The 24,723-nt window shown below is 61.1% G+C and carries 21 protein-coding genes and 1 tRNA gene; 7 read left to right on the forward strand and 15 right to left on the reverse strand.

Features of this window, described 5'->3' with window-relative positions:
- Positions 1-109 precede the first annotated feature (109 nt).
- From EWR20_RS12415 to EWR20_RS12480, 14 genes are all read right to left on the reverse strand, one after another.
- Positions 110-985, reverse strand: a complete 876-nt coding sequence (locus EWR20_RS12415) for an SDR family oxidoreductase (RefSeq protein ID WP_129360997.1) — start codon at positions 983-985, stop codon at positions 110-112.
- A gap of 105 nt (positions 986-1,090) precedes the next feature.
- Positions 1,091-2,425, reverse strand: coding sequence for an NtaA/DmoA family FMN-dependent monooxygenase (locus EWR20_RS12420; RefSeq protein WP_129360998.1), 1,335 nt, complete (start codon positions 2,423-2,425; stop codon positions 1,091-1,093).
- 37 nt (positions 2,426-2,462) lie between these two features.
- Complete coding sequence (locus EWR20_RS12425) at positions 2,463-3,218, reverse strand: SGNH/GDSL hydrolase family protein (protein WP_129361042.1); 756 nt, start codon at positions 3,216-3,218, stop codon at positions 2,463-2,465.
- Positions 3,219-3,324: 106 nt separating this feature from the next.
- Positions 3,325-4,221, reverse strand: a complete 897-nt coding sequence (locus EWR20_RS12430) for an amidohydrolase family protein (RefSeq protein ID WP_129360999.1) — start codon at positions 4,219-4,221, stop codon at positions 3,325-3,327.
- A 166-nt stretch (positions 4,222-4,387) separates the two neighbouring features.
- Positions 4,388-5,368, reverse strand: coding sequence for a serine hydrolase (locus tag EWR20_RS12435; RefSeq protein WP_129361000.1), 981 nt, complete (start codon positions 5,366-5,368; stop codon positions 4,388-4,390).
- Between the two features lie 283 nt (positions 5,369-5,651).
- A tRNA-Pro gene (locus tag EWR20_RS12440) sits at positions 5,652-5,725 on the reverse strand.
- Positions 5,726-5,858: 133 nt separating this feature from the next.
- The gene (der, locus tag EWR20_RS12445) at positions 5,859-7,421 is read right to left on the reverse strand and encodes a ribosome biogenesis GTPase Der (RefSeq protein WP_129361001.1); all 1,563 of its coding nucleotides are present in this window, start codon (positions 7,419-7,421) and stop codon (positions 5,859-5,861) included.
- On the reverse strand, positions 7,414-8,214 hold the full coding sequence (gene cmk / locus EWR20_RS12450) for a (d)CMP kinase (RefSeq protein WP_366150745.1): 801 nt from the start codon (positions 8,212-8,214) through the stop codon (positions 7,414-7,416). The genes der and cmk overlap by 8 nt, the downstream gene beginning before the upstream one ends.
- A 48-nt stretch (positions 8,215-8,262) precedes the next feature.
- A complete protein-coding gene (locus EWR20_RS12455; protein ID WP_129361003.1) occupies positions 8,263-9,393 on the reverse strand; it encodes a prephenate dehydrogenase in 1,131 nt (376 codons plus the stop codon).
- A 2-nt stretch (positions 9,394-9,395) separates the two neighbouring features.
- Positions 9,396-10,475, reverse strand: a complete 1,080-nt coding sequence (locus tag EWR20_RS12460) for a pseudouridine synthase (RefSeq protein ID WP_129361004.1) — start codon at positions 10,473-10,475, stop codon at positions 9,396-9,398.
- Positions 10,476-10,550: 75 nt separating this feature from the next.
- The gene (gene scpB, locus EWR20_RS12465) at positions 10,551-11,270 is read right to left on the reverse strand and encodes an SMC-Scp complex subunit ScpB (protein ID WP_129361005.1); all 720 of its coding nucleotides are present in this window, start codon (positions 11,268-11,270) and stop codon (positions 10,551-10,553) included.
- Positions 11,267-12,094, reverse strand: a complete 828-nt coding sequence (locus EWR20_RS12470; protein ID WP_238147750.1) for a segregation and condensation protein A — start codon at positions 12,092-12,094, stop codon at positions 11,267-11,269. Before EWR20_RS12470 ends, scpB begins: the two co-directional genes overlap by 4 nt.
- Before the next feature lie 92 nt (positions 12,095-12,186).
- Positions 12,187-13,050 (reverse strand): ParA family protein, encoded by an 864-nt coding sequence (locus EWR20_RS12475; RefSeq protein ID WP_366150746.1) that lies wholly within the window; start codon positions 13,048-13,050, stop codon positions 12,187-12,189.
- Between the two features lie 181 nt (positions 13,051-13,231).
- Complete coding sequence (locus tag EWR20_RS12480) at positions 13,232-14,653, reverse strand: cation:dicarboxylate symporter family transporter (protein WP_129361007.1); 1,422 nt, start codon at positions 14,651-14,653, stop codon at positions 13,232-13,234.
- A 218-nt stretch (positions 14,654-14,871) separates the two neighbouring features.
- Between EWR20_RS12480 and EWR20_RS12485 the strand changes: the two genes are divergently transcribed.
- Both EWR20_RS12485 and EWR20_RS12490 read left to right on the forward strand, forming a co-directional pair.
- On the forward strand, positions 14,872-16,194 hold the full coding sequence (locus EWR20_RS12485; protein WP_129361008.1) for a sensor histidine kinase: 1,323 nt from the start codon (positions 14,872-14,874) through the stop codon (positions 16,192-16,194).
- Complete coding sequence (locus EWR20_RS12490) at positions 16,191-16,877, forward strand: response regulator (protein ID WP_129361009.1); 687 nt, start codon at positions 16,191-16,193, stop codon at positions 16,875-16,877. The genes EWR20_RS12485 and EWR20_RS12490 overlap by 4 nt, the downstream gene beginning before the upstream one ends.
- A 13-nt stretch (positions 16,878-16,890) precedes the next feature.
- Here the strand turns inward: EWR20_RS12490 and EWR20_RS12495 are convergent, their stop codons facing one another.
- Positions 16,891-18,822: a propionyl-CoA synthetase gene (locus tag EWR20_RS12495; protein WP_129361044.1), complete on the reverse strand. Its 1,932-nt coding sequence runs from the start codon at positions 18,820-18,822 to the stop codon at positions 16,891-16,893.
- A gap of 244 nt (positions 18,823-19,066) precedes the next feature.
- Between EWR20_RS12495 and EWR20_RS12500 the strand changes: the two genes are divergently transcribed.
- From EWR20_RS12500 to EWR20_RS12520, 5 genes are all read left to right on the forward strand, one after another.
- Entirely contained in the window at positions 19,067-19,732 is a 666-nt protein-coding gene (locus EWR20_RS12500; protein WP_129361010.1) for a GntR family transcriptional regulator, read from the forward strand.
- Between the two features lie 49 nt (positions 19,733-19,781).
- The gene (locus EWR20_RS12505; RefSeq protein ID WP_129361011.1) at positions 19,782-21,302 is read left to right on the forward strand and encodes an MmgE/PrpD family protein; all 1,521 of its coding nucleotides are present in this window, start codon (positions 19,782-19,784) and stop codon (positions 21,300-21,302) included.
- Positions 21,303-22,226, forward strand: coding sequence for a methylisocitrate lyase (gene prpB, locus EWR20_RS12510; protein WP_129361012.1), 924 nt, complete (start codon positions 21,303-21,305; stop codon positions 22,224-22,226).
- Positions 22,227-22,275: 49 nt separating this feature from the next.
- Positions 22,276-23,421 carry a bifunctional 2-methylcitrate synthase/citrate synthase gene (locus EWR20_RS12515; protein WP_129361013.1) on the forward strand — a complete coding sequence of 382 codons (1,146 nt, stop codon included), beginning with the start codon at positions 22,276-22,278 and terminating at the stop codon, positions 23,419-23,421.
- A gap of 202 nt (positions 23,422-23,623) precedes the next feature.
- Complete coding sequence (locus tag EWR20_RS12520; protein WP_129361014.1) at positions 23,624-24,664, forward strand: Dyp-type peroxidase; 1,041 nt, start codon at positions 23,624-23,626, stop codon at positions 24,662-24,664.
- Positions 24,665-24,723: the final 59 nt, after the last annotated feature.

The raw sequence follows: 24,723 nt of genomic DNA on the forward strand, positions 1-24,723 counted from the left end.
GCCCCAACGCTGACAAGCGAGTATTCACGAACCGGCATTTCACTCCCCCTCCCGAACGGGAGGCAGCCGTCCAATAGCCGGTTGATGAAGGTGGGTTACGGCCTCGGTGTCACAGGTTCCGAAGGTCCTCGAGGAGGCTCGGGTGCTGCGGTTCCCAGCCGAGCGCGGCACGTGTCTTTTCGCTCGAAGCTGGCTGATCTTGGGAGAAGATCATTCCGAGGGGACCGAAATTCTCCGGTGGAACCGACTTCACTGAAAGTCCCAGTTGCTCCCCGATCACGGTCACGATGTCCACGACTCGGTCGCCCTCGTCCCCGACCGCATGCCAGGCAGTGCCGCCGGGCGCATTCTCGAGTGCGATTCGGAACAGGGCGGCCGCGTCCTTCGCATGAACCGCTGGCCAACGCTGCTTACCGTCCCCCGGATAACCTGCGATCCCGGAGTCGCGTGCAGCCTGGACAAGTATTCCGGCAAATCCTCCGTGGCCTTCATTGTGAACCGTGCGCGGAAGTCGTATGGATATGCTGCGAAGCCCCTGGTCAGAAAGAGCAATAAGTTTATTCACCGTTTGTCCGCGTCCGGAGACGGGCCCTTCTGCGGGCAGGGGGTCGTCCTCAGTCGATGGTCTTCCTGGGAAAGCCGGGGTTCCCGCGGTGGTTACCAACGGTTTATTTGACGCAAGCATCGCGTTCGCCATGCTTTTCAGTGCGGCAGTTTCCTCAGCGACCCCCTGCGCAATCGACTCGCCGCTCGAGAAGTCGTTGCTGAAGGCCAGGTGGACCACGCCGTCTGTCTCTTTCGCGGCCTGACGCAAGATATCCAAGTCCGTGAGTTCACCGCGGACGACGTCTGCGCCGGCCTGGGTCAGCTTTTCTGCGGATCGGTCAGAGCGCGCCAGACCGAGAACTCTTACACCGTGGCTCACGAGTTCCGGTACGACGGCCGATCCGATCAATCCGGTTCCACCGGTAACGAAGATGTGCATGGTAATTCCCATCGAGTCTGGTTCAACCGCGCGAGTTCAGGGTTAAACCTACTCCGGATGCGAGTTTTCCGTCGGGGCCTGTATGTGCGCCGACGTTCCAGCGCACTATTCTGCGTTACACCCCAGCACAGCCCGCAACGTGGTTTGCTCCGGATAGCTGTCACGGAACCCGCCTCGACGACGCAGCTGCGGAACCACGTCGTGTACGAAGCGCCGGAATTGTTCCCGGTCGCTGACTTGCAGAATGAATCCGTCCACGGCGCCGGCATCGCCCCAGCTCATCAGCTCGTCGGCAACAGTCCCCGGTGTTCCCGCGACGATCAACTGGGTCTGCCGCATCAGGGACATGACGATGTCCTCCATCGCGGCCCCGTCCTGTACCGCCTGCCGCATCGGTTCCGCTAACCATGTCCCTTCATAGGCTGTAGCCTGTTCGACCTCTGCCACAGATATTGGGGTAGCGAATTCTTCGACTGACCGGCCCGTCGCACGCGAAACCCGTTCACGCATCCGCGCAGTTGCGCCGTGCCAGTCGAGGTACTCGGAACGAGCGGTGTCGGCGTCGTCATCATCATCGGTAACCAGAACGATCACTCGGGCAAGGATGAGAGGTTCGGGGCGACTGGCGGACTTTTGCGGCCTAGCTTGGGCGAGGCGTTTTCGGTAGGCGAGCGCCGCCTGGGGCGAGGTCGGCATGACGAAGACCGCGTCCGCGCTGCCTGCGGCGAGCGCTAGCCCTTGCGGTGACTGGCCTGCCTGGAAGATGACTGGATCGCCTTGGGGCGAGGACTCGATGTTCAGTGGCCCGGCGACGTCGAAGAATTCGCCACGGTGATGGAGCGCATGCAGCTTGCTCTTGTCGAGGTAAGTGCCGCTCCCCCTGTCCCGGGGAAGCGCCTTCGGATCGTAGCTGCGCCACAGTCCCCGCACGACGTCGATCGCTTCCGAAGCCTTGGCGTACCGGGTCTCATGATCGATCTGGGCCGGCAGGCCGAAGTTGCGCGCTGCGCGGTCGCTCAGTGAGGTCACGACGTTCCATCCGGCACGGCCTCCGCTCAGGTGGTCGAGAGACAGCATCATGCGCGCGATGTTATACGGGTGCTGATACGAAGTCGAAACGGTTCCGACCAGACCGATGTGGGAGGTTGCCGCGGCGATATAGGACAGCAGCGTCAGGGGCTCGAAACGAGAAAGGTAGTGTGGTGGGCCGTCCGGATCCACGAAAACCGCGTCCGCAACGAACAGAAAATCCAGGGCACCTTCCTCAGCCGTTGCCGCAACCTGCCGGTACCATTCGGGATTAATGGATGCGTCGGTGGGTTCGGCGGGGTTCAGCCAGGCCCGTTCATCGTCGGGGGCCCCCGACGCCGTCAGCATCGCTCCCAAGTGCAAGGGGCGCGATGATTTGGCGAAGGATCCCGTGTTGCTGTTTTCTGTCACGGCTGTTTCCTCTGGTGCAATCTGCAGGCTAGTGGCTTTATCGTTGCGTTTTCGGTTCGACGACGACCCAGTCCGGATATTTCGCCGCACGGCCGTCCCCTGATGAACGCTTCGTGAGCCGCCGCTGGACCCACGGGCCTACATACTGGCGGTAGTAGCGGATGCCTGTGGTGCGTTGGGGGTCGTCTCCGGGGAGGTCCCACCATTCGGGATGGGGCGTATATCCCAGACCATCGAGAGTCAGTGCCGCGACACGGTGGTGTCCACGGGTGTTGAGGTGAAGGCGGTCATCCGACCAGAACCGCGGATTCTGCAGGACCACGTCCTGCCACGGCATGACGGTTGTGACGTCCTCGGCCTCAGCGAGCCTCTGTTGGACGCCCTTGAGCAAGGAGTCGCCTCTGGCCTGGAACAGTCTCCCGGCTGGGAGGAGTCTCGTGGGGTTAGCACCCGAGATGACCAGCAGGTCCGACCCCGTCTCCCTGCAACGAGCGAGGACGTCCAGGTACAGGTCGGAGATGACCTCGATGTCGGCACGCGGACGCATGATGTCGTTGCCGCCGCCGTTGAAGCTGATGAGCGTGGGGGCGAGGGCGAGCGCGGCGTCGAGCTGCTCCTCGATGATCGGGCCGATGAGGCGACCCCTGATGGCAAGGTTCGCGTATTCGATGGGTTCGCCGAGAACGTCCGCGATGCCTTGGGCAACCAGGTCCGCCCATCCCCTCGCGGTTCCGTCCGGAAGCTCGTCGCCGATTCCTTCGGTGTAGGAGTCACCAATAGCCACGTATCGCATTCGTTGATTAGTCACGCTCTCTATTGTGCGTCTGTGGCGGCTGAAGTCGGAATCGGGCGGCTCGATTCGTCGTCTGCGGAAGCTTGCCCAGAAACATTGGTCTGAGTCACCTGATCCCGACCAGCCGCCGCGGAGTTTCCCACAGGAGGTTTCTCATCCACTCTTCGCCAAGATCCCACTGATACAGGACCTCAATTTGATGGCTGTACGAGTACGGAATCGATGGGAAATCTGTCCCCAACACGATTTTCCCATCCAGTGCAGCCAGCGTCTTGCCATAATCGGCTGGGCTCGGGGCAATGCGCTCCATGAACGAGGTCCCGACCATGGTCGTGTCCAAATAAACGTTGGGATTGCGCAGAGCCAGCTCGGCGAACTCGTCGTACTCCGGCAGACCGGCGTGAGCGATGATCAGTATCAGGTCCGGGTGGCGCTTCACCAGTTCCCGGATTGGCCCCACCCCGGTGTACTTCCCCTGATGGGGTCCGTGACCACAATGAATCACGACCGGCGCACCGGCCTCAGCGACCATGCCCCAGGCCGGGTTCACGTACGGATCGAGCGCAGAAAACCCGCCAACTTGGATGTGAATTTTGAAAATACGAGCGCCGCTGTCGAGGCTTTCCCGCACCACCGATTCCACGTCAGGCTCGGGGTAAAAGGTTCCCGAGTGGATGGCGTCATCGTGTGTGGATGCGAACTGCGCGGAGTACTCGTTGAGCCACTGCGCCATTCCTGGCCGGTGGGCATAATTGAGCGTGGTGTACGAGGTGACGCCTATGTCGCGAAGGATCCGTACACGCTCGTCATCGTCATACCGGTAATTGATCGGCCACGCTGGCCCGCCGTCGTGGCCGACGTGATCGAAGAAGGACCAAACCTTCTGTTGGACGCGATCGGGCATGAAATGAACGTGCAGATCGATCAGGCCCGACAACCCGAGTTCCGCCAGGTAAGGCTGGACCCCCGCATCTGACAGGGGCGCTTCCACATTATTCGACATGTGATTCACACTACGATGTCGTTCCCGTCGTACTGAAAAGTGAAGTGCCCTGACTTCCTCGGTTCCGGAGGCAGCCAAGGGTCCGCACTTCCGTGTTTGCACCGAGCTTCCCGGCAACCCACGTCAATTCCGGCGGTGAGTACGCGGGGGCTTCACAGCATACGTCCTACAACGCATTGAAGTACGCTTTGACGGCTTCGTTCGCGACCTTTTGTCCTTCTTCGAAGGATTCGAACCCTGTCGAAACTACGGCAACCGAATATGTCGCATCCTCGGCAAAGACCACTCCCATGGATGTGATGTTCCAGGTTCCGTCATCGTTCGGCAGCCAACCGTTTTTGACGTCCACGTCGTTGACGTGTTTGTCTCCGGCTTTGGCGGACTGCATCGATCCAACTCCCCATCCCTGGGACTCGTCCACGGGAGTCATCAGAGAAGTCAGAAATTCCAGGTCGTCGCTGTCAACCCAGTCCACTCGATTCACGAGGCCCTTTGCGATCTGGACCTGGTCCTCGGCATAGGTCTCGTTGTCTCCCCACGTCTTGTTGGTTCGCGTCCGCTGGACACCCAACTTTTCGTAGGTCTCATTGATCGCGCCCGAGGAAGCAGTATCTGCTTCATCGCTACCAGGTTCTTGCCCCTGGGCTAAGGAGGCGAAGAGAGCGGCTGTCGCGTCGTTGTCGGACTGCCCCACGGACCGTTGAACCAGGTCCCGCTGTTCTTGATCGAGCTTTCCGCCGTGGTCCTTGGCAACCCGCATCACGGTGAGAGCGATCGGGACCTTGACTACGCTGGCTTCGTAACTCTTGACGTCTCCATGGTAATTGAAGCTCTTGTTCCGAGAATGGTCGTAGACGGACAAGCCGATCTTGGCCTCGTACTCCTTGCTGAGAGCATCCAAGGTGACTTCGGGATTGTTTTTCGCATCGGACCCTGCGGCGCATGCGTTCAGAAGACTGATTGAGGCGACGCCGCCGACGAGGCCGAAGAAAGAGCGCCGCCGAATCGAGACACCGCTACCGAGGTGGTCGGAGTCGACCCCTCTTCCCCTGGGGGAGATTGTGCGCCCGGACGAGACAGGTCCAGACGAGTCATCATGAAAAGTCTGTGACTGCTCGGCGAGACCGTTTCGCCTAGTGAAAGCCATGTTTAAAATTCTAGGCGCATTCCCCGGACGCCTGTTCGGATATCGCCGAGCGAGGATATGTCCTTACGCACACCCGTCGATGAGGAGACCAACATTCTGCCGACGCAGCCCCGCTGCAGCCCCGGCACCGCGTAAGGCACGGAAGGTTCCGCCATCGTGGATATATTCGGGCCGAGCGCATAATGTGATTGAATCCGTGACTTAACCGTGACTCTTACCGTGTTAAACGAAAAAAATCCCCGGAACACCAACGCTACTTCGTTGGTATTCCGGGGCTTGTCCGTCGGGTTGACAGGATTTGAACCTGCGACCCCTTGACCCCCAGTCAAGTGCGCTACCAAGCTGCGCCACAACCCGAATTTTTACCCGGAACAACGCCCGGGCACTCGATACATCATACAGGACCGAGCGCCCGAACGCACATCCAGTATCGGTCCACACGAGAAAGCATCAGCGGTATTGACCACCGGCAGTACATCCCGCAGGGAACCTACCGGCGTCCTCCGCCTTTGCTGTCCCGGCCCAGCGACCGGCGCTCGCGCACGCGCATCGAAATCTCCAGCGGCGTGCCTTCGAAATCGAAGGTTTCGCGCAGGCGGCGGATGATGAACCGACGGTACCCCGGGTCCAAGAACCCGGTCGTGAACAGGACGAACTTCGGCGGCCGCGAGGATACCTGGGTTCCAAAGAGAATGCGCGGCTGCTTGCCCCCACGCAACGGGTGCGGGTGCGCAGCAACGATCTCGCCGAGGAAAGCGTTCAGCCGGCCGGTCGGAATACGTGAGTCCCACGCATCCAGCGACTTGAGCAGAGCCGGAACCATCTTGTCCTTGTGCCAGCCCGTCTTCGCCGAAATATTGACCCGCGGAGCCCAGGCAACGTGGGCGAGGTCGCGGTCGATCTCGCGTTCCAGTTCGTCACGGCGGTCCTCGTCCAAAGTGTCCCATTTGTTGAAGACCAGAACCATCGCACGTCCCGAATCGATCGCGAGCTGAAGAATCCGTACATCCTGCTCAGAGAGTGGTTCGGAAACATCCAGCATGACCAGCGCGACCTCGGAACGCTCCAACGCCGTCTGCGTGCGCAACGACGCGTAGAATTCCGCACCCTTGGCCATGTGCTGACGACGTCGAATGCCCGCGGTGTCCACGAACCGGAACGGATGTCCGCCCAACTCGATCATTTCGTCCACCGGATCACGGGTCGTCCCCGCGATGTCGTTGACGACCGCCCGAACCTCCCCCGCGAGCTTGTTCAGCAACGACGACTTGCCCACGTTGGGTCGACCAATGATCGCCACGCGCCGCGGGCCCTCGTAATCTTCGGGTTGGGCATATTTCGAGTGCTCCGGCATGATCTTGAGCAGCTCGTCCAGCATGTCCGCAATCCCGCGACCGTGCACGCCGGAGATCGGGTGCGGCTCCCCCAGGCCGAGGCTCCACAACGCAGCGGCCTCGGGCTCCTGATAGGAATCGTCAATCTTGTTGGCGGCAAGCAGGATCGGCTTCTTGACGCGCCGGAGCATCTGCACAATCGCCTCGTCCATGTTGGTGATGCCCACCAGGGCGTCCACCACCAGGACGACGACGTCGGCATGCGCCACGGCGATCTCCGCCTGAGCGGCGACCTGGGCATCAATTCCCTTGGCGTCGGACTCCCACCCACCGGTATCGACCAGGGTGAAGTTCTTGCCACTCCACTCGGCCTTGTAGGACACGCGGTCGCGTGTCACCCCCGGCTTGTCCTCGACGACGGCCTCGCGCCTTCCGAGGATGCGGTTGATCACCGTGGACTTGCCCACATTGGGGCGGCCCACGATGGCAACCACCGGATCGGGTTCGCTGCTAGGCTCCACACCGACGTCGAAACCCCAATCGAGCAGCAGGTTTCGGTCTTCTTCCTCAAGTTCGTATTCTTCGAGGCCGGCTCGGAGCGCTTCCGCGCGCTTCTCGGCTTCGTCGTCGTCCAGATTGGCGAGGTATTCCTCGACCTGATCGTCTTCACCCGAGCCGCCGAGATACTTCTCCTCGTACTCATCGTGCATCTCAGTCATTGTTGTCGCTCTTGTCGTTCTCTTCGTGGTGCTGCTCTGCCGTCGTCCGGATGACGTCGATGACTGCCTGCACCGTCTGGTCGAAGTTCAGCTCCGTCGAGTCCACCAGGGTGACTCCGTCGGCTGCTTCGGTGAAATTATTGACCTTGGAGTCCGCCACATCGCGCTGGACAACCTCAAGCTTCAACCGGTCCTCGTCCCCACTGGCACCGATCTGTTTGCCACGGCGTTGCATACGGACGTCCTCGCTCGCGGTCAACAGGATCCGCACCGAGGCATCGGGGGCAACGACGGTCGTGATGTCCCGCCCCTCGGCAACGATCCGACGCCCGTTGGCCACGATCTCCATGCGCTGGCGCGCGATCAGTGCGTGGCGCGCTTTCTGGTTCTTGGCCACCGCGGATACTTTGTCGGTCACCCTCGATTCCCGGATGGACTCCCTGATGTCTGTGCCGCCAACCATAATGGTCTCGACGATCGGGTCGGTGCCCATCTGCAGCTGGAAGTCGCTCGCGGCCTCCGCAACGGCATCTTCATCGTCCAAATCCACGCCGGCTTCGAGGCACCACCACGTCAACGCGCGATACATCGCGCCGGTATCCAAATACGCCAGTCCCAAGCGATTGGCGACCTCGCGAGAGACCGAAGACTTACCTGACCCGGAAGGGCCGTCCACGGCCACGACGAGTTCGGACTTCCATGCCTCTGTCTGGTCCTCGTGCTTGAACTGGGACGCCGCGGGCTCGGCGGGTACTGCGGCCTCCTCGAGGGCCTCCTGATTATCTTGGCTCACGGTGTCCTCCATGGGTTGTCATCGGCCCGGGCCCGGGCACTGCAATCTTCACTCTGCGATCTTCCAGCCACGCTCTGTCAACTCCTGAACGAGGTTTTCGCGCACATTGGGAATCACGGATATCTCGACCATACCCACCGGTTGGCCTTGTGAATGCTCCATTCGCATATCTTCGACGTTCACGCCGATTTCGCCGATCTCCGCGAGCAACCGAGCAATCTGGCCCGGGGTGTCATCGACGAGCACCGTAAGAGCCGAAAACGCCTTGGGTGCGCCGCCGTGCTTGCCGGGAATCCGCGCCACACCGTCGTTGCCTTCGGTCATCAGCTCCGCAATGTCCAAGCGCGCGCCCTCGGCCGTCGGCGCCTCAAGGGTCAAGATGAGCCGGTTGAGGTCTTCCCGGACGCCGTACAGGGTCTCGACGACCGGGCGAGCATTCGCAGACAGGATCTGAACCCAGAGGCTGGGGTCCGAACCGGCGATGCGCGTGGTGTCCCGGAGGCCCTGCCCGGCGAGGCTCAGCGACTCCAGAGGTGTCTCACGCAGTCGAGAGGCCAATAGCGAGGACATGACCTGCGGTACGTGGGATATCAGCGCAACCGTCGAGTCGTGCTCTCGAACGTCCATGTAGGCGATATTCGATCCCAGGTCCATGGCCAGCCCCCGAGCCAGGCGCACGGTTTCCTGGGCGACATCGTCGTGTTCGCAAATGACCCACGGTCGGGACATGAACAGCTCACCACGCGCCGCGACCGGACCGGACTTCTCCCGCCCGGACATCGGATGCGTGCCGATATAACGGCTCAAGTCCGCACCCGTGTCCTTCAGCGCCAGAAGAATCGGTTCCTTGACGGAAGCAATATCTGCGACCACGGCATTCGGGTAATCTGCGAGAGCTCGGGCCACGGTCGACGCCGTGACATCGGGCGGGGTCGCGACGATGACCAGTTGCGGGTTGATCTCCTCACGCGCTGCGGCCTCCCCCAGGTGAGCGACCAGGCGGCCCAGCGAGCGGCCGGCGCCGATGTCCTCGGCGACGGCCTCCGTGGTCGGCGAGATATCGGAAACCCATGTCTCGATGCCCTGCAAGGAAAGGCCCAGGCCTACGGAAGCTCCGAGCAAACCGGACCCGATCACCAGGACCGGCCCGGAGACCGTGGCAGACGAGTTCTGCCCCATGGTTACAGGCCTACCGAGGAAAGGAGTGCACCGATTTCGACCTTGGACAGGTTGCGGATGGTGCCTTGCTTCTGGGAGCCGATGCGTACGGGCCCCATTTCGGTGCGGACGAGCTTCTCCACGGGGTGGCCGACGGCGTCGAACAAACGGCGCACAATGCGGTTCTTTCCCGAGTGAATCGTGACCTCGACTAGCAGGTGGCCGGGTGTGGAATCCACGAGCGCGAAGTCGTCCACGCGGGCGACGCCGTCCTCGAGGCGAATGCCTTTCTTCATTTCTTGGCCGACGCCATGTTCCATGGGGCCTCGCACCTGAACGAGGTACTTCTTCGGTACTTCGTAGGAGGGGTGTGTCAGCCGGTTGGCGAGCTCTCCGTCGTTGGTCAGCAGCAGCAGGCCCTCGGTCGCGACGTCAAGGCGCCCGACATGGAAAATGCGTTCCTTGCGCTGCGGATTGAGGTAATCCGAAATACACGGCCGTCCCTCCGGATCCTCCATGGTTGCGATGACGCCTTCGGGCTTGTTGAAGGCGTAGTAGACCTTGGAGTCGTCGGTCTGAATGGTCACCCCGTCGACCTGGATGTGCGACTTGCGCGGATCCACCCGGACGCCGAGCTCCGTAATGACCTCGTCGTCAACCACGACGCGGCCCTCAGTGATCATCATTTCGCACACGCGCCGGGAAGCGACGCCGGCCTGAGCCATGAGCTTCTGGAGGCGAACACCTTCGCGGTCGTACACGTCCAAACGGTCGACCGGCGCTGCGCGGGGACGACGGGGACGGTGCGGACCCTTGTACTCGTGGTCGGGACGGTACTCGCCTCGCTCACGCGCGAAGATCTTCCCAGCCTGACCCTTGCGCGGCTTGAACTTCTTGGAGTCCGACTTGTTGGCGCCCGATTTCACGGTCGGCTTCTGCGAGCGACCTGCGGCACCGGGCCGGCCGAGGCTCTTGGGGCCCTTGTTGTTCTTGGGGTTCTTGGACGCACCACCGCGCGCAGAGGGCTTCCCCTGCTGTCCTCGCGAGGTTCCGCGCGAGGAATTGCTGCCGGTGTTCTGACGTCCCGTCGATCGATTGGCCATAATTCATACTTTCGGTGGTGGTTATGCAGTTCTTAGCTTCGCGCCGCAACCGGTGGATTCCGGCGGCGCCGCTGGTCAACGGCCCTTCAGCCGCTGCTCGTACTCTCCGATGTCTTCCACGTCCGGAAGATATGGTGAGATCTTGGGCAGGTCCTCCAAGGACTCCAACCCTATTTTCTCGAGAAACATCGGAGTCGTCACGTATAAAATGGAACCGGATTCCCCCCGTTCCTCATCTTCCGTGACGAGCCCCCTGGTTTTGAGGGTCCGCACGACGCCGTCCACGTTCACTCCTCGAATCGATGAGACCCTGGCGCGTGAAACCGGTTGGCGATATGCGATGACCGCAAGGGTCTCCAAAGCCGCTTGCGACAGTTTGGAGGTTTGTCCCTCGAGGATAAAACGCGATACCCACGGCGCGAATTCCGTGCGGGCGTAGAGGCGCCAGCCTCCGCCCACGCGCCGCAGTTCCATGCCGCGCGGTTCCCTCGGTCGGAGACTTCCGGTTGAGGGGGCTTGCTCGTCGGCCTGGTCATCGGAGGATCCGGCGACATCGGCCACGAACGTATCAGTATACCCGTCGTAATCGCGGGCGAGCTCGTCCAGGGCCCGTTCGACGCTTTTTACGGGGACAAGCAGTGCTTCGGCCAGTTCGAATTCGTTGACGGAAGACTCCGCGACCATGAGGATCGCCTCGACCGCTGCCTTGATTCCGCCCGGCATAAGGTCCACCCGGCCGGGTTCAGGGGCATCCGTGGGCGGCGTCGCAGGGTCGTGATCTGTGAGTTCGCTCATGAGGTCTCCTCTCCGGTGTATTCGTCTTCCGCGAGTCGGGCCGCGCTCCATTCAGAGTCGGTTCCGACCCAGCTCACGGTAAGTTCCTCGAGTGGCCCCTCTTGGGCGAAGCCGACGACGCGGTCACGGTACATTTCCAGAAGTGCCAGGAATCTGACCACCACCACAAGCATGTCCTCGGCGTCCGCGACGAGGTGCGTGAAGGTTGCCGGGGTTCCGTCCATGATGTGCGCTGCGATGTGTTCGGCTTCTTCGCGCACCGTGACTCGCGCACCGTGAAGGTGGTCCAGACCGACTTCGGTCGATTCTTCGGTTTTGGGACGCATCGCTTTTTCGGCGATTTCCGCGAGCCGCTCAGGCGTCGTCGTGAAAATGAGCTCCGGAAGCAGATTCGCGAATTCGGGTTGGAGTCCCCCTGGCCGAGGAAAACGGCTGCTCTCGGCCTCCATACGTTCGGCCAGTATGTGCGAGACGTCCTTGAAAGCCTTGTACTGCAGGAGCCGGGCGAAGAGAAGGTCCCGTGCCTCGAGCATCGCGATGTCTTCTTCGTCCTCGACCTCTCCAGCGGGAAGGAGTCGCGCGGCTTTGAGATCGAGGAGGGTCGCCGCGATCACGAGGAATTCGCTCGCCTCGTCGAGGGCTTTCTCCAACCCGGTATCCCGAAGGGCACGAACATAACCAATGAACTCGTCCGTCACGGCAGCGATCGCGACCTCGGTGATGTCCATTTCGCGCTTCGAAATCATCGAGAGCAGAACCTCGAAAGGACCTGCGAAATTCTCCAGGGACACCGCGAACCCGGTGCCCGTTGATGTTTCGGGCACCGGGTCCTGAACGACGTCGCCGGATTTTCCCTCCGGAAGAACGTCGCGCTGTTCCGTCTCGGGGTCGGTCTGAACCCTCGAGGGGGCCGGTCTCAGCGAGATCCTCCTCGACTGATGAGCTCCTTGGCGAGCTCGCGGTAGGCGATCGACCCGGTGTGCGTCGGGGCGTAACTGAGAATCGGCTCCGCGGAAACCGTCGCGTCCGGGAACTTCACGGTCCGCTTGATCACGGTGTCGAAGACCTTGTCGCCAAAGGCATCGATGATGCGGGCGATGACCTCTTTGGAATGCAGCGTGCGCGAATCGAACATCGTGGCCAGCACACCGTCGATCTGAAGATTCGGATTCAAACGGTCTTGGACCTTCTCGATCGAGTCGACGAGTAGAGCCACGGCGCGCAGCGCGAAGAATTCGCAGATCAGCGGAATGATCACGCCGTCGGCCGCGGTCAGCGCGTTGACGGTCAAAAGACCCAGCGAGGGCTGGCAGTCGATCAGGATGACGTCGTAGTCGTCCTTGAGCTTCGTGAGCGCGCTCGAGAGGACTTGCTCGCGGGCGACCTCGTTGACGAGCTGAACCTCCGCGGCCGACAAGTCGATGTTGGCCGGCAGCAGGTCGATGTTCTCGAAGTCCGTGGTGCGCACGGCCTCGTGCACCTCGACCTTGCGGTCCATCATCACGTTGTAGATGGTCGTGTCCAGCTCGTGCGGGTTCACGCCGAATCCCGCGGACAGCGCGCCTTGGGGGTCGAAATCGACCATGAGGACGCGACGGCCCAATTCTGCCAACGCCGCACCCAAGTTGATGGTCGACGTGGTCTTCCCGACACCGCCCTTCTGATTGACCATCGCGATGACGCGGGCCGGACCGTGTGAATCCAAGACGGCGGGTTCCGGGAACTGGCGGACGGGCCGCCCCGTGGGGCCAAGTTCTGGTTCGGAGTTCTGAGTACTCACGCACACCTTTTCGAGATCGTTGGGCGGATAATAACTGCCCTTAACCCTACAACCCGCGTCCGTCCGTGGGCACGACGTACGACTCCGGTTGGCACAAAGAGTCGAGGTGGCACTCACGCGCGGTCCGGAATGCAGATACCGTGCGTCAGTGCCACCTCGTCAGGAGCGGACCCCTGGAACCTTATTGTTCCTGAATCGTCGTGCGCGGGGAATCCTCCGGGACGGTCTGCATCTGCTTAGTGGGAGACTTTTGGGCGACCGCATGGTCCACGTGCTGGTCCCCGTGGAGTTCCCCACCCATGGTGGACTCGTCGAATTTGAGCTCGCCGTTGAGGACCTTGTGCACTCGTTCCATGTCGATTTCGCGCGACCATTTTCCCATCAGCAACGCGGCCACGGCGTTACCGGTGAAGTTGGTCAGTGCGCGCGCCTCGGACATGAAGCGGTCGATGCCGACGATCATGCCGACGCCGTCCACCAGGTCGGGACGGTGGGACTGGAGCCCTCCGGCGAGGGTTGCAATGCCGGCGCCGGAAACGCCCGCTGCACCCTTGGACGCGATGATCATGAAGATCAGCAGGGAAATCTGCTCGCCCAGCTGAAGAGGCTTGCCCATCGCGTCGGACACGAATATCGAGGCCATGGTCAGGTAGATCGCGGTGCCGTCCAGGTTGAAGGAATAACCGGTCGGGACCACGATGCCGACGACGGGCTTGGATACGCCGACGTGTTCCATCTTGGCGATCAGGCGAGGCAATGCGGCCTCGGAGGACGAGGTCGAGAAGATCAGCAAGTACTCGCGAGCGAGGTACTTGATGAGCTTGAGGATGTTGACTCCGGTCGCGAACTTCAAGAGTGCGCCCAGGATGACGACGATGAACAGAATGCAGGTCACATAGAAGCCCAGCATCAGGATGGCCATCTGTCCCACCGCTTGGAGGCCGGTGGCTCCGACGACGGCCGCGATCGCTCCGAAGGCGCCCAGCGGGGCAACCCACATGATCATCATGAGCAGACGGAATACGAGAGCCTGCATGTAGGTGATGAATTTGAGGATCGGCTTGCCCGTGTCCCCCATCCGTTGCAACGCGAAGCCGACCAAGAGGGCGACCATGAGTGTCTGAAGGATGTTGCCGGAGGTCAGTGACGAAAGAAGGGACTTCGGGATAATGCCGAGAATGAATCCGGCCGTGCCGCCTCCGGTGCCCTCCCCCGTACCCGCTGCGTCGGCCGGGGGCTTGTATCCGGTGGGCTGATAGTTGAGTCCCTCGCCCGGGTGCAGGATGTTGCCCACGATCAGACCGATGGCAAGGGCGAAAGTGGACATGATCAAGAAGTAGACGATCGCCAGGCCACCGACTTTGCCGACCGTCGCGGCTTTGGCGATCGAACCGACGCCGAGCACGATCGTGCAGAAGATGACCGGCGAGATCATCATCGTGATGAGGGAGACGAATCCCGTTCCAATGGGTTTCAGAGCCTTCCCGAATTCAGGGGCTATGAGACCGACGAGGGCTCCGGCAATTACCGCCACGACGACGGAGACGTAGAGCATGTGCGTGCCGTCTTTGTACCACGGCTTCTTCGCTGCGGACTGGGCCATGACGCTCTCCTTCCAGGTGTAAGTCATTGATGCTTCGCGTGCCGCGCATGTGCCACGGCCGGTAGAAGGTATTCAAGAAGTATGGTGGTCTGAGCCACAATCCAATATTTGTGGTCATTAAGTTCTTGAATTGTGCGAGACGGCGGATTCGCGCACTCGCAGGGCCCGCCCCCGCTCGGAACTGCCACCTCGTCCAAGTTTTGCGCTAAGGAGAAGTTGTGTCTGCGAAAGATCCCGGGCTGGGATCGCGGTCGATGCCCCGCGGGCCTGGCGTCGTCTCGGGCGTAAAATCTTCCTGGGCCATTGCACGGATCTTCCTCCTGACCCAAATGGCGATAGTGCTGGTTGTCTGCACCGTCGTGGGTGCCTTGTTGTACTGGCAGATTCAGGACGCCGCCCGGGACCAGGCCTCGGAAATCACCCGCGCGGAAAGTGCAACCCTCGCCCGCGATCCATTCGTCGTCGAACAGATCCAATCCGGAACACCGACGGAGCACCTTCAGCCGTATGTGAGAGATATTCTGACCAACTCGTCGGTCAGTTTCATCACGATCATGTCCCCGGATGGAATTCGCTTCACCCACCCCAACGACGGATTGATTGGGGAGCACTACATGGGTGACATCTCCCGCGCCCAACACGGCGAGACCATGACCGTCGAGGAAGAAGGCAGCTTGGGCGTGTCCATGCGAACCATCACTCCGGTTCGAAACGGTCAGGGCGAGATCATCGGTTTGGTCTCGACCGGAGTCACTGTCAGTGAGATTTCCGAGGTCGCGCACAACGGTTTGCCGGCCGTCGCCCTGATCGCGGGCCTCTTGCTCGTCGCAACCACCATCACCACACTGATGCTCTACAGGTACCTGAACCGTGCGACTCTCGGCTACAGCCGGGACGACATCCTCAAATCCGAAGCAACACGTTCCATGGCTGCACTCCTCCGAACCCAGAATCATGAACACCGAAATCGAATGCACACCGTTCTTTCTCTGCTCGATCTCGAACGAATCGACGAGGCCCGGAAATTCGCTCGGGAAGACCTCAAGTCCTCCGAGCACAAGGCGTACCAGTGGGGCAGCTACGATCAGCTGCCGGCCGTCACCGCTCTCCTGGCCGGCAAGAAGTCAGAGGCCGGCGAGCGCCGCATCGATCTGACTACCCGGGTTGCAGGAGACTGGGCGAAGGTTCCTCTGAGCGAGATCGAGCTCGTCTCGGTCGTGAGCAACCTGATCGACAACGCCATGGACTCGGTTGGGCCTATGCCCGGACCCCGCGAAGTCGAGATCGACATGTCCGAGACCGACGACGGCTGGGAGATCGTCGTCGCCGACTCTGGGCCCGGGCTGAGGGCAGGAACCGAGAATTCGGTCTTCGAATGGGGCTACAGCACCAAACCGTCAGGACCCGAGGGCCGGGGCGTCGGGCTCGCTCTCGTGCAGGACACTCTGGTCCGCCACGGAGGGAGCATCAGGGCCATGAACGATGCGGGAGCCGTATTCACCGTCCATATCCCCAACACACGGAACGGAAGTCACCTATGAGTCTCCATGTGATCGTCGTCGACGACGAAGAGGTCACCGCTTCGGCTCACGCCCAGTACATCAGGTCGAGGCCAGGATTCGACGTCTCGGCAACTGCATATAACGCCCAGGGCGCGATTGCCGCAATCAAGTCATCGTTCTCGAACAGCGTTCCGCTCGATCTGGTGCTCCTGGACATCAACCTGCCGGATCGTTCAGGCCATGAAGTGGCCAAGTTTCTGCGTGCGGAGGGCCTACCGGTCGACGTCATCATGGTGACTGCCGATCGGGAGGCGACGAGTCTGCGCATCGCTTCCCTCCATGGAGCCTTCGGGTACCTCGTCAAACCTTTCACCTTGGACCAGCTCGGAAAGAAGCTGGATGCTTACGCGGCATACCGCAATCGGGTCCCGGAAAGCGGTGAGCTCGATCAGGAGGCCATTGATCGGATCTTCCATCGGGGCCAGGACCAGGTCCCGGACCTGCCCAAAGGCTTATCCAAAGAAACTCTGGAGGAGATCGTGCACACCCTGTCGGAGAGTGGATCCACGTTCTCTGCCCGGGAGATCGCCGACCGTATGACCCTTTCTCGCGTCACGGCCCGGAGATACCTGGAATATCTGCACACGGCGCGTCAGGTCGAACGCAGACCGCGCCACGGCACTCCGGGGCGCCCTGAACTGGAGTACACGTGGCGCGGTTGATGCGGAGGGTACGTCAGTTGCCCGAGCCCTCGTGGGTCAGGATTCCGCGGAGGTCGTCCAGAACTGCCATGTCCTCGATAGTCGACGGAACCTTGTAGTCCTCCTGGTCCGCGATCTGCCGCATGGTCTTGCGAAGGATCTTCCCGGAGCGTGTCTTCGGCAGAGCCTCGACCACCCGAACTTCTTTAAAGTCCGCGACCGCACCGATCTTGGTCCGGACCATGCCGACCAACTCTCGGGCGAGTTCTTCCTCGGAAATGTCCTCGCCCTGTTTGAGGACCACGTAACCGGACGGTCTTTGCCCCTTGAGGGGATCTGCGACGCCGATCACGGCACATTCGGCGACTGCCGGATGCGCTCCGAGGACCTGCTCCATGGCCCCGGTCGAGAGCCTGTGTCCGGAAACGTTGATGACGTCGTCGGTTCTTCCCATCACGAAGACGTAGCCGTCTTCGTCGAGGTATCCCGAGTCACCGGTCGCGTAGTATCCGTCGAAAGCCGTCAGGTAAGAGGAGATGAAACGGTCGTCGTCGCCCCAGAGGGTCGGCAGAGTGCCCGGAGGCAGAGGCAAGCGCAAGGCGATATTGCCTTCGACTCCGGCTTCCACGGGTTCGCCGGCCGGGTCAAGCACGGCAATGTTGTAGCCCGGGACCGGAACGCTCGGTGAGCCCGACTTGAGGGGCAGTGGTTCCAGGCCGCGAGGATTCGCTGCGATCGGCCAACCGGTTTCGGTCTGCCACCAGTTGTCGACGACCGGGATGCCGAGCAGTTCGCTCGCCCACCGGTACGTTTCCGGGTCGAGCCTCTCGCCTGCTACGAACAGAGTTTCCAGGGATGAAAGGTCGTAGTTGTCGGCCAATTCGCCCGCGGGATCCGCTTTCCGGATCGCTCGAATAGCCGTCGGAGCGGTGAACAGCACCTTGGCGCCCGATTCTTCCACGACGCGCCAGAACGCCCCCGCATCCGGGGTCCCTATCGGTTTCCCTTCGTAGAGGACCGTGGTCGCCCCCGTGAGCAACGGCGCGTAGACAATATAGGAATGGCCCACGACCCATCCGACGTCGGAGGCCGTGAACATGACTTCCCCCGGGCCGACGTCGTAAATGTTCTGCATGGACCACCGGAGGGCCACGGCGTGGGAGCCGTTGTCCCGGACGACCCCTTTCGGCGAACCAGTGGTTCCCGAGGTGTAGAGGATGTACAACGGGTCGGTCGCCGTGACGGTCACGCAATCAGTGGGATCGGCCGCCCTGACCGCCTCGTCCCAGTCGACCCATGTCGGCTGGCTGCCTTTGGATTCCTCGGCACGTTGACCTGCGTCCTGAACCGACGTTTCGAAGCCCTCGCGTTTCTTGACGATCACCGTCCCCACACAATGCTCAGCGAGATCCAAGGCCTCCTCGACCGCAGGTATGTACTCGACGCGACGTTTCGGCTCGACTCCGCCGCTCGTCGTCACGATGGCTTTGGGCTCGCAGTCGTCGATGCGCGTGGCGAGTTCTGCGGGAGCGAATCCACCGAAAACCACGGAATGGACTGCACCGATCCGAGCACAGGCGAGCATGGCGACGAGCGATTCCGGGATCATGGGCAGGTACAGCAGAACCCTGTCGCCTTTGGAAACGCCTCTGGCGGTCAGCGCTCCCGCGAAATTGCTGACGCGTTCCAACAAATCGCCGTAGGTGATGTCTTGTTGCGCATCCGCGACGGGCGAGTCGTAGCGGATAGCGACCTGATTTCCTCGGCCCGCGTCAACGTGGCGGTCCACGGCGTTGAAACACGTGTTGAGTTCACCATCGGGGAACCACCGATAGATCGGAGGCCGGGACTCGTCGAGGGCACGAGTCGGAGTGGTCACCCAGTCGATACCCCTGGCCGCTTCAAGCCAGAATTCTTCGGGCTGTTCAACGCTTTGTTCGAAGGTTTCACGGTAGGTCGTGCTCATCTCACCGGTTTCCTCACGTTTGCTCCGTTGCAGTTGAGAGTTCAGCACCCCGGGGTCACCCCACGAGTCGCGGAACATTGCCACCAACATAGTGTCCTGACTCACACATGACAAGCTTATGTATACAAAATCCTGGAAATCTCGAAAAATTATGCGGAAACTTCTCGAATATTGCACCTAACCACCTGGTTCTGTATACATTGAGGGAAGAGGTCAACCAGTCACTGGTCAGGGAGATGAGTTCATGAGGGCTTCCGAACGGGCGTATCAATTCCTGCGCACCGACATCATCGAATGGCATCTGGAACCGGGGACCACCCTGAATGAGGTCGAGCAGGCCGAGCGTCTGGGGGTCTCCCGCACGCCCGTCCGCGAGGCCTTTTCCCGGCTGATGTCCGACGGCCTGGTCGAACCCGGTCCCGGACGGGGCGTCATTGTCACACCGGTGTCCGTGACCAACGTCCGCGCGATGTTCGAGCTACGGACCGCACTGGAAACGCGAGCCGCAGCCCTCGCTGCCGTTAAAGGCGATCCAGGGACCTTCGATGCGCTCGCATATCGCCTCGAGGAAGCCGCTGTATTCCTCGTCGACGACGACGCCGACCGCAGCTCTTACTATCTCCTCGTCGAGGAGATGGACGCCGAGATAGACAGGGCCGCGCAGAACACGTACCTTGCCCAAGCCCAAAGACAACTGCGCACCCATCTGGGACGCGTACGGAAATTGTCGAAGGGCAACGAAGGCCGCCTCATGGCCGCCGCCCACGAACACGCTGCCATCGCACGCGCCATCGCCGCGGGCGATGTAGAACTGGCCCAGGCCGCAATCCGTGTCCACCTGTCCAACGCGTTGAAGGCAATCCTCGACGCGGTGCCCGAACAAGAGGGCGAACGCGACAGCGCCGCCTGAACCGAAACCCAACACAAGACCTAGACCGAGGAAGAGAGAGGACATTTTCGTGACCGTCAACCAACACGTCCGTGTATACCGAAGCGAAGAGAATTTGGCCCGTGAGGATCAACTGGCCCACAAGATCGCGAGCGTCGCTTCCGATCCGGTGGCGATCGACCCCGAGGTCGAGGACATGGTCATCAACCGAATCCTCGACAACGCCTCGGTGGCTATCGCATCGCTAAACCGGGGTCCTATCATCGCCGCTCGTGACCAGGCGCTGACCCATCGACCCGGTCCCAACGGCTCCGGGTCAACGATCTACGGAATCGATCCTTCTCGGTCCAAGGTCTCCCCCGAATGGGCGGCCTGGGCTAATGGTGTAGCCGTGCGCGAGCTGGATTATCACGACACGTTCTTGGCGGCAGAATATTCTCACCCCGGTGACAACATTCCCCCTATCCTCGCGGTGGCCCAGCACGCCAATCGTTCCGGCAGCGACCTTATTCGAGGTATCGCGACCGGTTACGAAATCCAAATCGACCTGACCAAGGCAATCTGTCTGCACAAGCACAAGATCGACCACGTGGCCCACCTGGGTCCGTCTGCCGCGGCCGGAATCGGAACGCTGCTGGGGCTGGATACGGAAACGATCTTCCAGGCTGTCGGACAGGCCCTTCATACGACGACTGCGACCCGGCAGTCGCGCAAGGGCGAGATTTCGACGTGGAAGTCCCACGCCCCGGCCTTCGCCGGGAAGATGGCCGTCGAGTCGGTGGACCGTGCGATGCGCGGACAGACCTCGCCCGTACCGATCTACGAGGGCGAAGACGGTGTCATCGCCTGGTTGCTCGACGGTCCGGATGCTTCCTACGAAGTCCCCCTTCCCGAACGGGGCGAGGCGAAGCGTGCGATTCTGGACTCCTACACCAAAGAACATTCGGCCGAGTACCAGGCCCAGGCGTGGATCGACATGGCTCGTAAGCTGCACCGAGAGCATCCCGAGATCGCAGATCCGGAGAGGGTCCAATCGATCGTTCTGCACACCTCGCACCACACGCATTACGTGATCGGTTCGGGGGCCAACGACCCCCAGAAATACGATCCGAAGGCTTCCCGCGAGACCCTGGACCATTCGATCCCCTACATCTTCACGGTGGCCCTCCAGGACGGCGAATGGGACCACAACCGTTCCTACGATTCCGAGCGTGCCGGCCGTCGAGAGACCGTCGCTCTGTGGAACAAAGTCACCACGGAAGAAGACCAGGAGTGGACGCGCCGCTATCACTCGCTGGATCCGGAAGAGAAGGCCTTCGGCGGCCGCGCCGAGATCACGTTGACTGACGGAACCGTACTGACCGAAGAGATCGCCGTCGCCGATGCCCACCCACTGGGTGCCCGCCCCTTCGCCCGCGAACAATACATCGGCAAACTGCGGGCACTCGCGGAAGGTTCAGTCACGGACGCCGAGCTCGACCGCTTCATTCAAGCCGCGGAAAACCTCTCGAGTCTCGACGCCGGAGATTTGGACGCCCTGAACGTCACCGCTTCCGTGGATCTCAAAACCGGTTCGAAAGGACTGTTCTGAATGTTGTACCCCTCAACCACTGCCGCCCAGAAACGCGTCAACCTGCGCAAGACCTTGGCGGAGGGCCCGCGCAACGGCGGAACCATCAAGCAATTTCCCGGTGCTTACACCCCGATCTCGGCCAGATTGATCGAAGAAAAGGGCTTCGACGGCGTCTACATTTCCGGAGCGGTTCTCGCCAATGAGCTGGGCTTCCCGGATATCGGGCTGACGACCCTCAGCGAGGTTGCCCATCGGGCGGGCCAGATCGCTCGCATGACCAATCTGCCGGCCATCGTCGACGCCGATACCGGCTTTGGAGAACCCATGAACGTCGCTCGGACAGTCCAGGAACTCGAGGACGCGGGCCTGGCGGGTTGCCACATCGAGGACCAGTTCAACCCCAAGCGATGCGGGCACCTCGACAACAAGAACATCGTCGACGAGGACACCGCGGTCAAGCGCATTCGTGCCGCCGCGGAAGCACGCCGGGATGAGAACTTCCTGATCATGGCCAGAACCGATCTTCGCGGGGTGGAAGGTCTGGATGCTGCGATCGATCGTATGAAAGCTCTCGTCAACGCCGGTGCGGACGCGATCTTCCCTGAAGCCATGAAGGACCTTGGCGAATTTGAGGCCGTGCGGAACGCCGTGGACGTACCGGTCCTGGCGAATATGACGGAGTTCGGCAAGTCCAAGTTGTATACGACGGAAGAACTCGGCAATGCGGGTGTCGATCTGATCATTTACCCCGTGACGCTGCTCCGCAGTTCTTTGGGCGCGATGGAGCGGGTCCTCGAGGATATCGACCGTCATGGTACCCAAGAGGCTTCCGTCGATGAGATGCTGACCAGACAACGGCTCTACGATCTGGTCGACTATGAGGCCTACAACACATTCGACACTGGCATTTTCAATTTCGAGGTGCCTGAACGGTTCCAGTAGCCGTAACGCACCTGCACATCACAGGCGATCCGATTCGAAGGAGAATCACATGACCACTCAGGACGACATCAAGAAGGGTCTGGCCGGCGTCGTCGCGGACGTAACCGCGATTTCCAAGGTCAACCCGGATTCCAATTCGCTCTTGTACCGGGGCTACCCGGTGCAGGAACTTGCCGAGAAATGCTCTTTCGAAGAGGTTGCTCTGCTCCTGTGGACCGGAGAGTTGCCGGGCGCCGAAGAGCTCGAGGAATTCAAGAAATTCGAAACCTCCCACCGGGAGCTCTCCCCCGAGCTCAAAGCCGTGATAGACGCACTGCCCACGAATTGTCATCCCATGGACGTCTGCCGCACCGCGGTGTCCGTGATGGGCGCACAGGATCCTGTCTCGGAAGAGGATTCCAAGGAAGCCAATCTTGAGAAGTCGAAAAAGCTTTTCGCCGTCATGCCAGCCGTCGTCGCATACGATCAGCGGCGCCGACGCGGAGAAGAGCTCATCGCGCCGCGCGCAGACCTGGATTACTGTGACAACTTCCTTTACATGACCTTCGGCGAAGTCCCCGCCGCGGAAGTCAAGAAGGCGTTCCAGGTATCCATGGTCTTGTACGCCGAGCACTCGTTCAATTGCTCGACGTTCACCGCGCGGACGATCGCCTCGTCGCTGTCCGACCTCCACTCGGCCATCACCGGAGCGATCGGCGCCCTCAAGGGACCGTTGCACGGCGGTGCGAACGAGGCGGTCATGCACACCTTCGACGAGATCGGCATTCGCAAGGACGAGTCCGAAGAGGACGCCGAGAAGCGCGCGAAGGAATGGATGGACGACGCACTGGCCCAGAAGAAGAAGGTCATGGGATTCGGCCACCGCGTGTACAAGAACGGCGATTCTCGCGTTCCCACGATGCAGGACGCCATGACCGACATGATCAAGTACTTCGGTCGAGAGGAAATGCTCGGCTTGTACAACGGTCTCGCCCACTCCATGGACGAGGCCAAAGGCATCAAACCCAATCTTGACTACCCGGCTGGGCCGACCTACCACCTCATGGGTTTTGATACCCAGACCTTCACCCCACTTTTCGTGGCGGCTCGCATGACAGGCTGGACGGCACATGTGATGGAACAGCTGGCCGACAACTCGTTGATTCGCCCGCTGTCCAATTACAACGGCCCGAACGAACGCCACGTCGAGAAGTGATGGGCTGAACCGCACGACCGGGTGTGAAGAGAGCCGTGGCGCGCATGCGAGATCTTCGTGTCTTGCGTGCGCACCGCGGCTTATTGCATCGTCGACCGCCCGCGGACTGGGCGTTGATCAAGGTCAGGCGGGGTTTTGATCGAGGGTTCGACCCCAACGGGTTTAGAGTGAGGGCACACACAGTGAGGAGAGTGATCCGTTCATGGTGACCCAGAAAATCGTCGCCCGGCCGCCCAAAACCGCGATCTTTCTGACCCTGACCATCAATCGCGGCTCGGAAGACGCCGTACGGGACCTTCTACCTGAGATTTCCGGGCTGACAAGATCGGTAGGTTTCCGGTATCCGGACAAGGATCTTCTCAACGTCGTCGGTATCGGATCGCGCGCTTGGGATCGTCTTTTCCCCGGTGCTTCCAGACCCGCGCATCTTCATCCTTTCGAAGCGCTCGACGGTGACCCGCATCAGGCGCCCTCCACACCCGGTGATCTCTTGTTCCATATTCGTGGAGCGACACCGGATATGTGCTTCGAACTAGCTCGGCTACTCATGAATCGGTTGGGGAATCACACCGTGATCGAAGACGAGGTCCAGTCCTTCAAGTACTTCGATGAGCGGGATCTGCTGGGATTCGTAGACGGCACCGAAAACCCGGAAGGCCGAGACGCGTACGACGCGGTCCTCATCGACGACGACCCCCAGTTCAACGGCGGAAGTTACGTCCACGTCCAGAAGTACCTGCACGACTTGCAGGCCTGGAATTCGATCAGCGTCGAAGAACAGGAACGGGTCATCGGGCGCACCAAATCGGACGACGTCGAGTTCTCGGACGACGTCAAGCCCACCAACTCCCACCTGGCTTTGAACGATGTGAGCGACGAGGACGGCAACGACCTGGACATTCTCCGATTCAATATGGCGTTCGGGGATTTCACCAGCGGGAACATGGGGACCTATTTCATTGGCTATGCCAAGGACCCGGCTGTGACGGAGCAGATGCTGCAGAATATGTTTCTCGGTGACCCTCCCGGAAACTACGACAGAATCCTCGACTTCTCCACCGCCGAGACGGGCGCTTTGTTCTTCATTCCGAGCATCGACCTGCTCGACGAGATAGATTCCCTCGCCGAAGCGGCTGGCGAGGAACAGCAGGACTACGTCGAGGAGCCCGCCCCTGAATCCGGCACTGAATTTTCGGAAGACAACGCACCCGCGAGCCTGAATATCGGGAGCCTCAAAGACTGACCACCTCATCGCACCCTCGAACGCCTGCCGAAGGGCGGGTGCTGCACCGGAAGGAACCG

The sequence above is a fragment of the Rothia uropygioeca genome (genome assembly GCF_004136585.1).
Taxonomy (GTDB): Bacteria; Actinomycetota; Actinomycetes; order Actinomycetales; family Micrococcaceae; genus Rothia.

What these genes read in the sequence shown, in the direction of transcription:
- EWR20_RS12415 (WP_129360997.1), bottom strand. Translation starts at nt 985, where the DNA reads ATGCACATCTTCGTTACCGGTGGAACCGGATTGATCGGATCGGCCGTC.
- EWR20_RS12425 (WP_129361042.1), bottom strand. Translation starts at nt 3,218, where the DNA reads ATGCGATACGTGGCTATTGGTGACTCCTACACCGAAGGAATCGGCGAC.
- EWR20_RS12430 (WP_129360999.1), bottom strand. Translation starts at nt 4,221, where the DNA reads ATGTCGAATAATGTGGAAGCGCCCCTGTCAGATGCGGGGGTCCAGCCT.
- EWR20_RS12435 (WP_129361000.1), bottom strand. Translation starts at nt 5,368, where the DNA reads ATGGCTTTCACTAGGCGAAACGGTCTCGCCGAGCAGTCACAGACTTTT.
- der (WP_129361001.1), bottom strand. Translation starts at nt 7,421, where the DNA reads ATGACTGAGATGCACGATGAGTACGAGGAGAAGTATCTCGGCGGCTCG.
- EWR20_RS12455 (WP_129361003.1), bottom strand. Translation starts at nt 9,393, where the DNA reads ATGGGGCAGAACTCGTCTGCCACGGTCTCCGGGCCGGTCCTGGTGATC.
- EWR20_RS12460 (WP_129361004.1), bottom strand. Translation starts at nt 10,475, where the DNA reads ATGGCCAATCGATCGACGGGACGTCAGAACACCGGCAGCAATTCCTCG.
- scpB (WP_129361005.1), bottom strand. Translation starts at nt 11,270, where the DNA reads ATGAGCGAACTCACAGATCACGACCCTGCGACGCCGCCCACGGATGCC.
- EWR20_RS12480 (WP_129361007.1), bottom strand. Translation starts at nt 14,653, where the DNA reads ATGGCCCAGTCCGCAGCGAAGAAGCCGTGGTACAAAGACGGCACGCAC.
- EWR20_RS12490 (WP_129361009.1), top strand. Translation starts at nt 16,191, where the DNA reads ATGAGTCTCCATGTGATCGTCGTCGACGACGAAGAGGTCACCGCTTCG.
- EWR20_RS12495 (WP_129361044.1), bottom strand. Translation starts at nt 18,822, where the DNA reads ATGAGCACGACCTACCGTGAAACCTTCGAACAAAGCGTTGAACAGCCC.
- EWR20_RS12500 (WP_129361010.1), top strand. Translation starts at nt 19,067, where the DNA reads ATGAGGGCTTCCGAACGGGCGTATCAATTCCTGCGCACCGACATCATC.
- prpB (WP_129361012.1), top strand. Translation starts at nt 21,303, where the DNA reads ATGTTGTACCCCTCAACCACTGCCGCCCAGAAACGCGTCAACCTGCGC.
- EWR20_RS12515 (WP_129361013.1), top strand. Translation starts at nt 22,276, where the DNA reads ATGACCACTCAGGACGACATCAAGAAGGGTCTGGCCGGCGTCGTCGCG.
- EWR20_RS12520 (WP_129361014.1), top strand. Translation starts at nt 23,624, where the DNA reads ATGGTGACCCAGAAAATCGTCGCCCGGCCGCCCAAAACCGCGATCTTT.